At 73.6% G+C, this 14185-nt stretch carries 13 protein-coding genes; 1 reads left to right on the forward strand and 12 read right to left on the reverse strand.

Going from position 1 to position 14185, the window contains the following annotated elements:
* Positions 1-79 precede the first annotated feature (79 nt).
* The 5 genes from ftsY to ACFRQN_RS21405 form a co-directional block, all read right to left on the reverse strand.
* Positions 80-1306, reverse strand: coding sequence for a signal recognition particle-docking protein FtsY (gene ftsY / locus ACFRQN_RS21385; RefSeq protein ID WP_380741547.1), 1227 nt, complete (start codon positions 1304-1306; stop codon positions 80-82).
* A gap of 47 nt (positions 1307-1353) precedes the next feature.
* The gene (gene smc, locus ACFRQN_RS21390; RefSeq protein ID WP_380741548.1) at positions 1354-4953 is read right to left on the reverse strand and encodes a chromosome segregation protein SMC; all 3600 of its coding nucleotides are present in this window, start codon (positions 4951-4953) and stop codon (positions 1354-1356) included.
* Positions 4954-5107: 154 nt separating this feature from the next.
* Entirely contained in the window at positions 5108-5311 is a 204-nt protein-coding gene (locus tag ACFRQN_RS21395) for a hypothetical protein (protein WP_045702518.1), read from the reverse strand.
* 424 nt (positions 5312-5735) lie between these two features.
* Positions 5736-6035, reverse strand: a complete 300-nt coding sequence (locus tag ACFRQN_RS21400; protein WP_049653395.1) for an acylphosphatase — start codon at positions 6033-6035, stop codon at positions 5736-5738.
* A 137-nt stretch (positions 6036-6172) separates the two neighbouring features.
* Positions 6173-7525 (reverse strand): hypothetical protein, encoded by a 1353-nt coding sequence (locus ACFRQN_RS21405; RefSeq protein ID WP_380741549.1) that lies wholly within the window; start codon positions 7523-7525, stop codon positions 6173-6175.
* Positions 7526-7844: 319 nt separating this feature from the next.
* On the opposite strand from ACFRQN_RS21405, the gene ACFRQN_RS21410 reads away from it, so the two are divergent.
* The gene (locus ACFRQN_RS21410; RefSeq protein WP_380741550.1) at positions 7845-8765 is read left to right on the forward strand and encodes a hypothetical protein; all 921 of its coding nucleotides are present in this window, start codon (positions 7845-7847) and stop codon (positions 8763-8765) included.
* Positions 8766-8771: 6 nt separating this feature from the next.
* Here ACFRQN_RS21410 and mutM read toward each other — a convergent pair whose 3' ends face one another.
* From mutM to rsmD, 7 genes are all read right to left on the reverse strand, one after another.
* Complete coding sequence (mutM, locus tag ACFRQN_RS21415; RefSeq protein ID WP_380741551.1) at positions 8772-9650, reverse strand: bifunctional DNA-formamidopyrimidine glycosylase/DNA-(apurinic or apyrimidinic site) lyase; 879 nt, start codon at positions 9648-9650, stop codon at positions 8772-8774.
* A gap of 54 nt (positions 9651-9704) precedes the next feature.
* Positions 9705-10496 carry a ribonuclease III gene (gene rnc / locus ACFRQN_RS21420; protein WP_049653387.1) on the reverse strand — a complete coding sequence of 264 codons (792 nt, stop codon included), beginning with the start codon at positions 10494-10496 and terminating at the stop codon, positions 9705-9707.
* Between the two features lie 20 nt (positions 10497-10516).
* Positions 10517-10690 (reverse strand): 50S ribosomal protein L32, encoded by a 174-nt coding sequence (gene rpmF / locus ACFRQN_RS21425; protein WP_030056747.1) that lies wholly within the window; start codon positions 10688-10690, stop codon positions 10517-10519.
* A gap of 2 nt (positions 10691-10692) precedes the next feature.
* The gene (locus tag ACFRQN_RS21430) at positions 10693-11337 is read right to left on the reverse strand and encodes a DUF177 domain-containing protein (RefSeq protein WP_049653386.1); all 645 of its coding nucleotides are present in this window, start codon (positions 11335-11337) and stop codon (positions 10693-10695) included.
* 174 nt (positions 11338-11511) lie between these two features.
* Positions 11512-12738 carry a cell division initiation protein gene (locus ACFRQN_RS21435; RefSeq protein ID WP_375877284.1) on the reverse strand — a complete coding sequence of 409 codons (1227 nt, stop codon included), beginning with the start codon at positions 12736-12738 and terminating at the stop codon, positions 11512-11514.
* Between the two features lie 187 nt (positions 12739-12925).
* Complete coding sequence (gene coaD / locus ACFRQN_RS21440; RefSeq protein WP_049653382.1) at positions 12926-13417, reverse strand: pantetheine-phosphate adenylyltransferase; 492 nt, start codon at positions 13415-13417, stop codon at positions 12926-12928.
* Positions 13418-13466: 49 nt separating this feature from the next.
* Entirely contained in the window at positions 13467-14051 is a 585-nt protein-coding gene (gene rsmD, locus ACFRQN_RS21445) for a 16S rRNA (guanine(966)-N(2))-methyltransferase RsmD (RefSeq protein ID WP_049653380.1), read from the reverse strand.
* Positions 14052-14185 lie beyond the last annotated feature (134 nt).

Raw genomic sequence — 14185 nt, forward strand, 5'->3', positions numbered from 1 at the left:
CCGGCACGCGGAAGGGCCCGCCCCCTGGAGGGGGCGGGCCCTTCGTGCGCTTCCCTGATCGAACGCTTCGCGGAGGCTGTCAGTCGCCGATCAGCGCGTCCACGAACGCCCCCGGCTCGAACGGGGCCAGGTCGTCCGCGCCCTCGCCCAGGCCGATCAGCTTGACCGGCACGCCCAGCTCGCGCTGGACCGCGACCACGATGCCGCCCTTGGCGGTGCCGTCCAACTTGGTCAGCACGATGCCGGTGATGTCGACCACCTCGGCGAACACCCGGGCCTGGATCAGGCCGTTCTGGCCGGTGGTGGCGTCCAGCACCAGCAGCACCTCGTCCACCGGGCCGTGCTTCTCGACGACCCGCTTGACCTTGCCCAGCTCGTCCATCAGGCCGGTCTTGGTGTGCAGGCGGCCGGCGGTGTCGATCAGCACGGTGTCCGCGCCCTCGGCGATGCCCTCCTTGACCGCGTCGAAGGCGATCGAGGCCGGGTCCCCGCCCTCCGGGCCGCGCACGGTGCGCGCGCCCACCCGCTCGCCCCAGGTCTGGAGCTGGTCGGCGGCGGCGGCGCGGAAGGTGTCGGCGGCGCCGAGCACCACCGTACGGCCGTCGGCGACCAGGACGCGGGCCAGCTTGCCGGTCGTGGTGGTCTTGCCGACGCCGTTGACGCCGACCACCAGGACCACCGCCGGGCCCTCCTCGTGCTTGGTGGAGCGCACGGCACGGTCGGAGTCCTTGCCGACCAGCTCGACCAGCTCCTCGCGCAGCAGCGCGCGCAGCTCGTCGGGGGTGCGGGTGCCGAGCACCTTCACCCGGGTGCGCAGCCGCTCGACCAGCTCCTGGGTGGGGGCGACGCCGACGTCCGCGGTGAGCAGCGTCTCCTCGATCTCCTCCCAGGTGTCCTCGTCCAGGTGCTCGCGGGAGAGCAGCGAGAGCAGGCCCTTGCCGAGCGAGTTCTGCGAGCGGGAGAGCCGCGAGCGCAGCCGGACCAGCCGGCCGGCGGTGGGCTCGGGCACCTCGATGGCCGGGGCCGCCTCAGCGGCCTCGACGGCCTCGGCCTCGGTGGCCTCGACCTCGGCGGGCGCCGCGGCCTCCGGGAGTTGCACCTCCTCGACGGTGCGGCGGGGCGCCTCGGTCGGCGGCGCGGCCTCCTCGCCGACCTGGGGCTCCTGCGGGGTGGGCTTCGGCGCCGTGATGACCGGCGCCTGCGACTTCGGGGGCAGCTGCTGGCGTCGTCTGCCGGAAACGACGAGGCCGGCGATCGCGCCGATGGCGACCACGGCGATGACTACGGCAAGGATCACGTATTCCATATCCGCTCCAGTATCCGCGACCGGAGCCCGGATGGACCGCAGCCGCCCTACACCGATGCGGTGCGTACCGCCCGCGGCCGGCGCTCCCGGTGCTCTTCGCGCAGCCGCTGGCTGATCACCTGCGAGATGCCGTCGCCCTTCATGGTCACGCCGTAGAGGGCGTCGGCCGACTCCATGGTGAGCTTCTGGTGGGTGATCACGATCAGCTGGGAGCTCTCCCGCAGCTCCTCCATGATCCCGATCAGCCGGCGCAGGTTGGTCTCGTCCAGCGCCGCCTCCACCTCGTCCATCACGTAGAACGGGCTGGGCCGGGCCTTGAAGATCGCGACCAGCAGCGCCACCGCGGTCAGCGAGCGCTCGCCGCCGGACAGCAGCGACAGCCGCTTGACCTTCTTGCCCGGCGGCCGGGCCTCGACCTCGACCCCGGTGGCGAGCATGTTCTCCGGGTCGGTCAGCACCAGCCGGCCCTCCCCGCCCGGGAAGAGCCGGGCGAAGACGCCCTCGAACTGGGCGGCGGTGTCGTGGTACGCCGAGGTGAACAGCTGCTCGACCCGCTGGTCCACCTCCCGGACGATGTCCAGCAGGTCGCGCCGGCTGCGCTTGAGGTCGTCCAGCTGCTCGCCGAGGAACCGGTGGCGCTCCTCCAGCGCGGCGAACTCCTCCAACGCCAGCGGGTTGACCTTGCCGAGCTGCTGGTACGCCTTCTCGGCCGCCCGCAGCCGCTTCTCCTGCTCGGCCCGGACGTACGGGTACGGCTCGCCCGGTTCCGTCCCCTCCTCGGGCGCGGACGGCGGGACGGGCTGGTCCGGCCCGTACGAGGCGAGCAGCTCGCCGCCGTCGATGCCGAACTCCTCCAGCGCGCGGGCCTCCAGCTGCTCGATCCGCAGCCGCTTCTCGGCCCGCAGCACCTCGTCCCGGTGCCCGGCGTCGACCAGCTTGTCCAGCTCCTCCTTGAGCCCGCGGCCGTGCTCCCGGTGCGCGCGCAGCTCGTGCTCGCGCTCGGCCCGCGCCTGTTCGACGGCCGCCCGCCCGGCGTCCGCGCGGGCCAGCGACACCTCCAGGCAGGCCAGCAGCTGCCGGGCGCCCGCCGCGACGGCGTTCGCCACCGAGGCGTCGTGCTCGGCGCGCCGGCGGCGCTCGGCGGCCCGGGCGCGCGCCTCGCGCTCGGCGCGGGCGGCCCGGTCCAGCTGGTCGGCCCGGCCGGCCAGGGCGCGGACCCGCTCCTCGTGGGTGCGCACCGCGAGCCGGGCCTCCAGCTCGGCCTGCCGGGCGTCGCTCGCGGCCCCGGCCAGCCGCTGCTGTTCGGCGGCGTCCGGCTCGTCCTCCCCGGCCCGGGCCGACTCCTCGGCGGCGGTCAGGCGCCGCGCCAGCTCCTCGGCGCCGTCGAGCAGTTCGGCCACCCCCTGCTCGGCGCGGGCGGCGGCGTCCGACAGCCGACCGGCCTCGCCGGCGGCGGCGCGGGCCTGCCCGCCGAGCCGGCCGAGCGCCCCGGCGACCTGGGCCCGCTCCTTCTCCTCCTGCCGTCTCCGCTCGGCGAGTTGCTCCACCTCGGCGGCCGACTCCCGTCGCTGCTCGGCGAGTCGGGCCAGCCGCTCGGCCGACTCGGCGCAGCGGACGGTGAGTTCGCCGATCGCCCGGGCCGCCTCGTCCACCGCGGCCTGGGTCTCCAGCAGGCTCGGCGCGCCGCCGGAGCCGCCCTGGGCGAAGCCGGCGCCGAGCCGGTCCCCGTCGGCGGTGACGGCGCACAGCGCGGGGTGCCCGGCGACCAGCCGCAGCGCCCGGTCGAGGTCCGCGACCACCGCCACCCCGGCCAGCAGCCGCCGGACCGCGCCGAGCAACTCGGCCGGGCCGTCGACCAGTTCGGCCGCCCAGCGGGCCCCGTCCGGCAGCTCCCCCGCCGGCTCGGCCGCCTCGGCGGAGCCGGCGGTACCGGCGATCAGCAGCGCGGCCCGGCCGGCGTCCTCGGCCCGCAGCAGCCGCAGGGCCCCGGCGGCGGTGGACGGCGAGTCGACGGCCACCGCGTCGGCCGCCGCACCGAGCGCGGCGGCGAGCGGCACCTCGTACCCCGGCTCGATCCGCAGCAGCGCGGCCGCCGGGCCGAGCAGCCCGCCCAGCCGCTCCCCCGCGTCCAGCAGCGCGCCGGTGCCGTCCTTGCGGCGCAGGCTGAGGGAGAGCGCCTCGTGCCGTGCGGTCAGCCCGGCCCGCTCGCGCTCGGCGGCGGCGGACGCCTCCCGGGCCGCGGCCAGCTCCCCTTCCACCGCGGCGAGGTGCTCGCGCGCCCGCCGGTACCGGGCCTCGGCCTGCTCGTCCTCCCCGGCCAGGCCGTCCACCTGCCGCTGGAGTTCGTCCAGCTCGCCCCGGGCGGCCTCGGCGCGCAGCAGCGCCTCGTCCCTGGCCTCGGCGAGCCGGCCGATCTCGGCCTGCGCGGCGGCGGCCCTGGACCGGGCGGCGGCGGCCTGGCCCTGCAGCCTGGCCAGGCCCTCCCGGCGGTCGGCGATGGCCCGGGCGGCGTCCCGCAGCCGGCGCTCCTCGGCGGCCAGCTCCCGCTCCAGTCCGTCCTTGCGCTCGACCGCCTCGGCCAGCGCGTACCGCGCCTCCTCCAGGGCCTCGGTCAGCGCGGCCTCCTCCTCGCGGACCCGCGCGGCCTCCCGTTCCGTGTCCTCCGGGTCGCGCCCGCGCCGCTCCTCGCCCCGGCCCCCGGCGGCGGCGTGCCGGGCGCGGGCCTCGGCCAGCCCGACGGTGCCGCGGGTGCGCTCGGCGAGCGCGGAGAGCCGGTACCAGGTCTGCCGGGCGGTCTCCAGTCCGGGGCCGAGCTGCTCGACCTGCGCCTCCAGGACGCGTTCGCGCTGCACCGCCCGGGCCAGCTCCTGCTCGACGGTGGTGCGGCGCAGCCGCAGCGCCAGTTCGTCCGCGACCTCGGCCTCGACGGCCCGGCGGAGCGCGCACAGGTCGTCGGCGAGCAGCCGCAGCCGGGCGTCGCGCAGGTCGGCCTGGATGCCGGCGGCCCGGCGGGCGATCCGGGCCTGCCGGCCGAGCGGTCCGAGCTGGCGGCGCAGTTCGGCCACCAGGTCCTGGACCCGGTTGAGGTTGGCCTGCATCGCGTCCAGCTTCCGCAGCGCCTTCTCCTTGCGCTTGCGGTGCTTGAGGACGCCGGCCGCCTCCTCGATGAAGGCGCGCCGGCCCATCGGGTCGGCGTGCAGCACCGAGTCCAGCTGGCCCTGCCCGACGATGACGTGCATCTCGCGGCCGATGCCGGAGTCGGAGAGCAGCTCCTGGATGTCCAGCAGGCGGCAGGTCTCACCGTTGAGGGCGTACTCGCTGCCGCCGTTGCGGAACATGGTCCGGGTGATGGTCACCTCGGAGTAGTCGATCGGCAGGGCGCCGTCGGTGTTGTCGATGGTGAGGCTGACCTCGGCCCGGCCGAGCGGGGCGCGCCCGCTGGTCCCGGCGAAGATGACGTCCTCCATCTTGCCGCCGCGCAGCGACTTGGCCCCCTGCTCGCCCATCACCCAGGACAGCGCGTCGACCACGTTCGACTTGCCGGAGCCGTTCGGGCCGACGACGCAGGTGATGCCGGGCTCGAAGCGCAGGGTGGTGCTGGAGGCGAAGGACTTGAACCCGCGCAGCGTCAGACTCTTCAGGTGCACGCGGCCGGTCCCCTCTATCGCTCAGACGGGAACCGACTGTATCCGGAGCCGGACACGACGAAGGGACGCCACATCAGGGCGTCCCTTGCAAGCTGCGTCCCTTTCGGGGCGGCTCGGTGCGCAACGGCGTCGATCTGCGAGGACCGGGCGGGACTCAGGTGAGAGCCGGCTCCCGCTGATCCAGATCGATGCTGTTGAGCAGCGAGTGCTCGTCAGCGACAGCGGTGAGAGCGTCGTTCTCAGCCTGCATCCGAAGGAGCTCCGCTTCAAGGTCCTGGACGCGCTGCTGAAGCCGTCGCATCTCGGAGAGCATTCGCGGGTCGGGGCCGCCGACGTACCCGAGAAGCGCCTTTGCCATGATGAATGGTCCTCCACGCTGAGTGACCGAACCGGAACGGTACAGGTCTAGGGGGAAGGGGGACGCACGCGCGGCGCGTCACCGGAAGTGCTGGCTGGGCACTGCGGCACAACCACCGTGAGCTGGGCTCACGGGGGCATGCGCCTACCGGGAGAACGCGGTCGTGTGCGCGGGCTTCCAGCGTCTCACCAAAGACGGAAAGGGTCAACACGATCACCGCACGCTACCGCGCCCCTGTCACCTGCCCGGCGGTGTCATCACGCCTGGGGGGCTTCGGGACGGGTCCACCGCGTGCTCGTGGATCATCGTTCGATGCGGAGTCAACCACGAGTCTGCCCGGATGGCAACCTCGTGACACCGCCGGTTCCGGATCTTTTCCCGGGAGCCCGCGCGGAGCACCGCCGGCGGCCCGGCCCGGCGCGGCTCAGCGGATCTCGAAACCCTCGTAGCCAGGGCCGACGGCCGTCCAGATCTCGGTGACCCCGCTGACGTTCCCCGGGGTCCCCGGGCCGCGCAGCCGGGCCAGCAGCTGCTCGCAGTCGGCCGCGAGCCCCTCGGCCACCACCTGCACCCGGCCGTCGCCGAGGTTGCTGGCGTAGCCGCTCAGTCCGATCTCCAGCGCCCGTGCCCTGGTCCACCAGCGGAACCCGACCTGCTGGACCTTCCCCCGGACCCAGGCGGTCACCCGGACCGGTTCCTCACTGTGGGCGTCGCGACCGTGCATGCCCTGACCCTAGCCGTCCGCGCTCCCGGTCACAGCTCGGCCCCGGCCCGCCTCCGCGGACGACGCCCCCGCGCGAACGGGAGCGGCCCCGCCGGAGAACCGGCGGGGCCGCGGGAGCGTGCGGTCGGTCGAGCGGGTTACCAGTCCCCGCCGCCGAAGTCGCCGCCGCCACCACCGAAATCGCCACCGCCGCCGAACCCGCCGAAGTCGCCGCCGTTGAAGTCGCCGCCGGTGAAGTCACCGCCCTCGTGCTGGTCCTGGTAGCCGTGGCCACCGTCCATCATCGGCGCGGCCGCGTAGGCCGGGGAGCTCATCATCGAGCCGAGCATGGTGCCGACCAGCAGGCCCGGCAGCAGGCCGCCGCCACCGAAGCCGCCGAAGTAGCCGCCCGCCCAGGGCGCGTACGCCGGGCCGGCGTTCCAGTACGGCTGCGGGCCGTGCTCGGTGTCGACGGTGCGGATCGCCGGGTCGAGGCCGGCCGCGAGCCGGTCCGCGTCGGCCTGGCAGACCGGGACGGTGCGCGCGGCGCCGCCGGCCGGAGTCCAGTCGACGTCCTTGACGGACGGGCCGTGCCGCGGGTCCATGAAGCACGGGGGACGGCGCTCGGGCAGCGGCTTCTTCTCCCGCCGGGCGGCCAGGGTGGCCAGCGAGAAGCGGCCGTCCTCGATCGCCTCGGTGACCTGCTTGACGTCCTCGGGCTTCTTCGCCTCGTCCATCAGCCGCTTGGACTTCTCGTACGAGTCCAGGGCGTGGCTGTAGTCGGTGCGCTGGGCGTCGTCCGCGTCGGCCGCGGCCGGGCTGAAGTCGAGCCGCTCCAGCTCCACGCCGAAGGCGGTGATGTCCTCGTCCACCACCCGGCGCAGCTGCTCCAGCTCGGCCCGGGCCTGCGCCTCCTTGCGCTGCTTGGCGCGGCGGAACAGGAGGAAGACGCCGGCGCCGGCCAGCGCGACCAGCACCACCGGGATGACCACCCAGGCGATCGAGGTGCTGTGGTTGACCCCGGTGCCCTTGGTCTGCGGGGCGGCCTGGTCGACGAAGTCGTTCAGGGTGGCGTCGATGTCGCCGTCGTGGGAGCGGAAGGCCGCGCCGGAGATCCGCTCCGGGACGCCGGCGGCGAGCGCGCCGCGGTCGGCGCGGGCGGTGAACTGGTCGCCGCGCCAGACCGCGTAGACGCCGTCGACGCCGACCGTGGTGCGGAGGTCCTTGAAGACCGTCGCCTTGGCGAAGGCCGGCGAGTCGGGGACGACCGCGACGAAGATCGGCTTGTCGGCCTTGTCGATCTTCTTGGTCAGGGCGTCGGCCTGGGCCTGGCTGAAGCGGCTGGTCATGGCCGGGTCGACGTAGACCTGGCCCTTCTTCAGGGCGGCGGTGGCGTCGCTCAGGCCGCCGGCCGCCGAGGCCGCGGGTGCCAGCAGGAGCAGCAGCCCGAGCAGCGCCGCCACCAGGGCTAGCGGCCCGGCGCCCCGGGAACGTCGTGCAAGGGTTCTCATGCCCCCGACGCTACCGTGACCGGCCCCTGAGCACGCCATACCCTTCGCATACTGGTACTGACAAGACTCCCCGCCGACCGCCGGGGCCGCCCCCTCCTCGGGGATGATGTTTCCCCCGGTCACCCCTGAGTCGGGGCCCGCGCGGGAACCGCGGGAGGCCGCCGGACGTACGTCCCGGCAGGCCCGGCCCCGTTCCGGGGCACTCCGGGGGGCGTGCCGACCGTACCGTGCGGGCGGGCATAGTGGTCCCGGACCACCGGTCCCATTGCCCTTTCTTTACCCAGACCGTTCTCGACCCACCTCCCGATCGGAGTTCTCGGTGATCATCGGCCTCGTCACCGCCGTGGCGGCATCCGCCTGCTACGGCACCGGCTCGGTCCTCCAGGCTGTCGGATCCCGCCGCTCCGCCCGGGAGGAGGCGGCCAAGGGCGCCACCAGCTCGACCACCGAGCACGGCGGCCCGAGCCTGTCCTCGACCGCGAAGGCCGCCGTCACCTGGGAGTTCATCCTCGGCACGGTGCTCGACCTGATCGGCTTCGGGCTCGGCGCGCTGGCCGCCCGGCTGCTGCCGCTGTTCCTCTCCCAGACCATCATCAGCGCCAACCTGGTGATCACCGCGGTGCTCAGCATCAAGCTGCTGGGCATCCGGCTCAAGCAGCTGGAGTGGGCCTCGATCGCCGTGCTCTGCTCGGCGCTGGTGCTGCTGGCCGTCTCGGCCGGGCCGGAGGGCGGCCACCACACCGCGATGGCCTTCCACTGGTGGCTGCTGATCGTCACCACCGTGCTGCTGGTCGGCGGCAGCCTGCTGGTGCGGCGGATGGGCGCCAACGGCGCGATCGTCGCCGGTCTGCTCTCCGGCCTCGGCTTCGGCGCCCTGGGCGTCGGGGTGCGCATCCTCAACGGCATCGAGCCGTTCGCGCTCGGCGAGCTGCTCTCCGACCCGGCGCTGTACGCGGTCCTGGTCGGCGGCATCGGCGGCATGTACATCCACACCGTGGCGCTCCAGATCGGCTCGGTGAACGGCGCGACCGCCGCGCTGGTGGTCGGCGAGACGGTGCTGCCCGGCGCGGTCGGCGTGCTCTGGCTCGGCGACTCCTCCAAGGCCGGCCTGGGCTGGCTCGGCGCGATCGGCTTCCTGCTGGCGGTGGTCGCCGCGGTCGGGGTCGCCTACTTCGGCCAGGACACCCACGGCACACCCGGGGAACCGGCCGCCGACGAACCCGAACTCGCCCGGAAGTAGCCCGCCTCAGCCCTCGCTGCGGGCGCGCGGCACGCGCTGGCAGCGGGGGCAGAAGTAGCTGGAGCGGTTCATCCAGGCCGCCCGCCGGATCGGGGTGCCGCAGCGGCGGCAGGGCTCCTGCTCGCGGCCGTAGGCGTCGAGGTCCCGGGAGAAGTAGCCGCTCTCGCCGTTCACGTTGACGTAGAGGCTGTCGAAGCTGGTGCCGCCGACGGCGAGCGCCGCGCTCATCACGTCCCGGGCGTTGGCCAGCAGCAGCAGGGCCTGCGGGCGGGTGAGCGTCGCGGTCGGGCGGTCGTAGTGCAGCCTGGAGCGCCACAGCGCCTCGTCGGCGTAGATGTTGCCGACGCCGCTGATCAGGGTCTGGTCGAGCAGGGCACGCTTGACGGTGGTCCGCTTGGCGCGCAGCGCGGCCACGAAGGCGGCGTCGTCGAAGCGCGGGTCGAGCGGGTCGCGGGCGATGTGCGCGATCGAGACCGGGGTGCCCTCCGGGTCCCCGTCCTCGGCCTCCTCGACCGCCAGGCCGCCGAAGGTCCGCTGGTCGACGAAGCGCAGTTCGCGCCCGCCGTCGGCGAAGCGCAGCCGGACCCGCAGGTGGGTCTCGTCGGGTACGGACGGGTCCTGGACGAGGAGTTGGCCGCTCATCCCGAGATGGCCGATCAGCGAGAACCCCACCCCGGTGCCGGCCAGCGGCACCCACAGGTACTTGCCGCGCCGCTGCGCGGTGCCGAGGGTGGTGCCGGTCAGCCGGGCGGTGAAGTCCGCCGCGCCGGCCGGCTGGCGGCGCACCGCGCGCGGGTGCAGCACCTGGACGTCGGCGACCGTCCGTCCGGCCACCCAGGTGGCCAGACCACGGCGGACGACCTCGACCTCGGGAAGTTCGGGCACGGGAACACGCCTCCTGCTCGGTACGGATCAGCAGGAGTGAAGGCTACTGCGGGATCACGCGCCGGCGGGCAGCCGGTCGGCGTACTTCTCCTTGATCGCGCGCCAGGCGCTCTCGGCGGCCTTCTGCTCGGCTTCCTTCTTCGAGCGGCCGACGCCGCTGCCGAAGTCCTCGCCGGCCACCCGGGCCGCCGCGGTGAAGGTCTTCTCGTGGTCCGGACCGGACTCCATGACCACGTACTCCGGCACTCCGATGCCCACCGAGGCGGTGAGCTCCTGGAGGCTGGTCTTCCAGTCCAGGCCGGCGCCGAGCTGAGAGGACTCCTCGATCAGCGGGTCGAACAGCCGGTGGACGAACTCGGTGGCCGCGTCCAGTCCCTGGTCCAGGTAGATGGCGCCGATCACGGCCTCGACGGTGTCGGCGAGGATCGACGACTTGTCGCGGCCGCCGGTACCCTCCTCGCCCTTGCCGAGGCGGATGAACGTGCCGAGCTCCAGGCCGCGGCCGACGTCCGCGAGCGCGCGGGAGTTGACCACCGCGGCGCGCAGCTTGGCGAGCGTGCCCTCCGGGACGTCCGGGTGGACGCGGTAGAGGGTGTCGGTCACCACGAGGCCCAGCACCGAGTCGCCGAGGAACTCCAGGCGCTCGTTGGTGGGCAGCCCACCGTTCTCGTACGCGTACGAGCGGTGGGTCAGGGCACGTACCAGAAGGGCGCGCTCGAGCGTGTACCCGAGGCGCCCTTCCAGAACGTCGTATTCGGTCGAAGCCGGCCCGCCGGCCTTGCCGCCGCCCGAAGAGGAACCCTTCGGGGCGATGGTCGCCTTGCGGGTGGAGTTACCGTCCGACATCGATCCGTACACCCCGCCGATCAGACCGAGAGGACCTGGCGACGGTTGTACGTGCCGCAGCTCGGGCACGCGATGTGGCCCAGCTTCGGCTCGTGGCAGCGGTCGCACGCCACGAGGGCCGGAACAACGGCCTTCCAGTTGGACCGACGGTGGCGCGTGTTGCTGCGCGACATCTTCCGCTTCGGAACAGCCACGGCTACTTCTCCTGGTTCTCGGCGAGACCCTCACGGGTGTCGCTGTTCTTAGATCCGTCACCCTCGTCGCCGGGGGCGGCGGAGAGTCCCTGCAGAGCCGCCCACCGGGGGTCGGCGGCATCGTGGTGGTGCGCCGGGTCGTCGCTCAGGCGCGCTCCGCATTCGGAGCACAGGCCCAGGCAGTCTTCCTGGCACACCGGCTGCAGCGGCAGTGCGAGCACCACCGCGTCACGCAGCACCGGCCGGAGGTCGAAGAAGTCGCCCTCCAGACGGTAAGTCTCTTCTTCCGAGTCCTCGTCGAGGTCCTCGGTCCCGGTGGTCCGGGCGCGGTGGCGCTCGTCGGACTCCGGGTAGTAGTACAGCTCCTGGAAGTCCACGTCGATGTCGAACTCGACGGGCTCCAGGCAGCGGACGCACTCGCCCTCGACGCCCGCCTCGGCCGTGCCGGTGACCAGCACGCCCTCGACCACGGACTCCAGGCGGAGGTCCAGCTCGATCGGGCTCTTCTCCGGCACGCCGATCACGTCGATGATCCCGAAGCCCTCGGGGGCCTCCAGGGTCCGGCTCACCTTGCGCATCGAGCCCGGGCGACGACCGAGCTCGTGCGTGTCGAACACGAGGGGGTCGCGGTGGTCGAGGCGGTTCACGGTGTCCTGACTTCCATGGGGGGTTCTTCGATTGCGTCTCCGTCCGGTCGGCGTTGCGCGGGCAAGCCGACAGCCGGACATGGAGAGGCCGGAGTGGTCAGACTACCGGAGTCTCCCGTCAGGCCCAACTTCGGTCCCGTCAGGAGACTCCCGCACCGCCGCGGCGGGGCCGGTTCAGCGGCCGCCGAGCTCCCGCAGCCTGGTCATGTCGATCATGCTGGTGTCGAAGAAGCTGGTCTCGTCCAGACCCTGGCCCTGGGCCTGCCCCTGCCCGTGGCCCTGCGCCTGTCCGTGGCCCTGGGCCTGCCCGTGCCCCTGCTGCTGGTGCGGCACGGCCGGCGGGAGGGCGGGCTGCTGGGGGTAGGCGTAGTCGTCGTACGGCTGCGCGGCGTAGCCCGGCTGCTGCTGGGGATAGCCGTAGCCCTCCTGCCGCTGGTCCGGGTAGCCCTGCTGCTGGTAGCCGCCCTGCTGCTGGCCCCACTGGGTGTTGTACGGGTCCCCCTGGCCGGCCGGGTCGTAGCCGCCGCCGTACACCTCGGCGTACTGCCCGCCGGGCTGCTGGGCCGCCGCGTACTGGTCGGTGCCGGGGGCCTGCCAGCCGGCCGCGGCCGGGGTCTGCTCCGGCCAGGTCTGCTGCTGCGGGACGTCCTCGCGGTACCAGGCGATGTCCCCGCCGTCGGGGTCGTGGGCGAAGCCCGCGGCCACGGCCTCGGCGCGTTCCTTGGCCTCCTGGGCCTGGTCGGCGGCGGCCAGGTAGGCGCCCAGCTCGTCGATGGGCCGCTTGCCGAGCAGCTTGTCCCGGCCCTTGCCGACCGCCTCCAGGGTGGCGCCGAGCACGTTCTCCAGGGTGGCGAGCTTCACATCGACGTACTCGTCGACCTCGGGGCTCGGGCTGATCCGCTGCGGGCGGAACTCCTCGCCGTCGCTCTCGCCCTCGGGCTCGGCCTCGAAGACGCTGGAGTCGCCGCGCAGCTTGGTGCGGCCGCGGCCGACGGCGCCGAGCGTCTTGGTCAGCACGACCTCGAAGTTGGCGAGCTTGCTGTCCACGTAGTCGTCGGCCTCGGCCAGCTTGGCGTCGACCTCGGCACGCGCCTCGGCGAGGATCCGGTCGGCCTGCGCCTGGGCCTGGCGGACCACCTCGGTGTCCGAGATCAGCGAGCCGCGCTCGGCGTGCGCGCCCTGGATGATCAGGTCCGCCTCGGCCTGGGCGCCGGCCACCACCTGCTCGTGGTCGGCCATCACCGACTGGGCCTGGGCGAGTTCGGCGGGCAGGGCCGACCTGAGGTCGTTGAGCAGGCCGATCAGCTCGGCCCGGTTCACCACGCAGGAGGCCGACATCGGCATCGAGCGGGCGTTCTCGACCGCCGCCACGATCTCGTCGACCTTGTTCTGCACGTCCACGGGGCTTCGTCTTTCCGTGTGCCGCCGACGGTCCGGCGGAGGCAGGCCCGACGCGGTGAACCTCACCGCGGGGCAGGGATACAGACTGTACGGCCACTGCCCAGCGGGGTCACAACGCCTGAGCCGAACCGGTCTCCGGGCAAACGGACATGACGTGACGAACCGGCAGGAACCGACAGGCAGTGGACTACTGCGCCGCCTTGCGCTCCGCGATCCGCTCGACCAGCCGGCCGTGCACCGTCTCCGGCAGCAGGTGCGAGACGTCGCCCCCGTACGAGGCGACCTCCTTGACCAGCGTCGAGGAGAGGAAGCTGTACGTCGGCGAGGTCGGCACGAACAGCGTCTCCACCCCGGTCAGCCCGTGGTTCATCTGGGCCATCTGGAGCTCGTAGTCGAAGTCGCTGACCGCGCGCAGGCCCTTGATGATCGCGGGGATGCCGCGCTCCCGGCAGTAGTCCACCAGCAGGCCGTGGTGCGACTCGACCACCACGTTCCCGAAGCCGGCGGTGACCTCCTCGATCAGGCCGATCCGCTCCTCGACGGTGAACATGCCCTGCTTGTTCCGGTTGATCAGGACCGCGACATGCACCACGTCGTACAGCTTCGAGGCCCGCTCGATGATGTCGAGGTGGCCGTTGGTGATCGGGTCGAACGAACCGGGACAGACGGCTCGGCGCATGGCGTGTGTGCTCCCTCGTGGGGTGACGGCTGCTGCGGGCCGCGGCCCGCTACTCCTGCTCGCCGGCCGCGGCGGCGGCGCGACCGTACCAGAGCGTGCCCTCGCCGTAACGGCGGGAGCGCAGCTCCTCGAAACCCTCGGGCCAGACGAACCCGCCGCCGCGGGTGCTGCGCTCCACGGTGACGAGCGTGTCCTCCGCGAGCCAGCCCCCGGCCAGGAGTGTGATCAGCATCTCGCGGACCTCCTCGTCGGTGACCGCGTACGGCGGGTCGAGGAAGACCAGGTCGTACGGGCTCTGCGGGGGCGGGCCGACGATCACCTTCTCCGCCTTGGCGGCCCGCACCTCGGCCCCCGGCAGGCCGATCGTCCGGACGTTCTCCCGGATCACCCGGGCCGCCTGGGCGTCCGCCTCGACCAGCAGGACGTGCTCGGCGCCGCGGGACAGCGCCTCCAGCCCGACCGCGCCGGATCCGCCGAACAGGTCCAGCATCCGGACCCCGTGCAGGGTGCCGCGCAGCGCCTCCAGGGTGGAGAACATCGCCTCACGGGCCTTGTCGGAGGTCGGGCGGGTGCCCCGGCCGGGCGGTACGGCCAGCCGGCGGCCGCCGGCCGCCCCGGCGATCACGCGGGTCATGGTGGTGGGAGGTCCTTTCGTCGCTGCCCGACCACGCTATCCCGATCACCGCACCGCGCTCACGCCGGACGGGCCCTGTGCCCGCGCCGGACGGGCGCGCGCCCACGCCGGACGGCCGCGGCCCGGCGGGGAAT

Origin of the sequence: Kitasatospora sp. NPDC056800, assembly GCF_042789775.1 — a bacterium.
In the GTDB taxonomy this organism is placed as follows: Bacteria; Actinomycetota; Actinomycetes; order Streptomycetales; family Streptomycetaceae; genus Kitasatospora.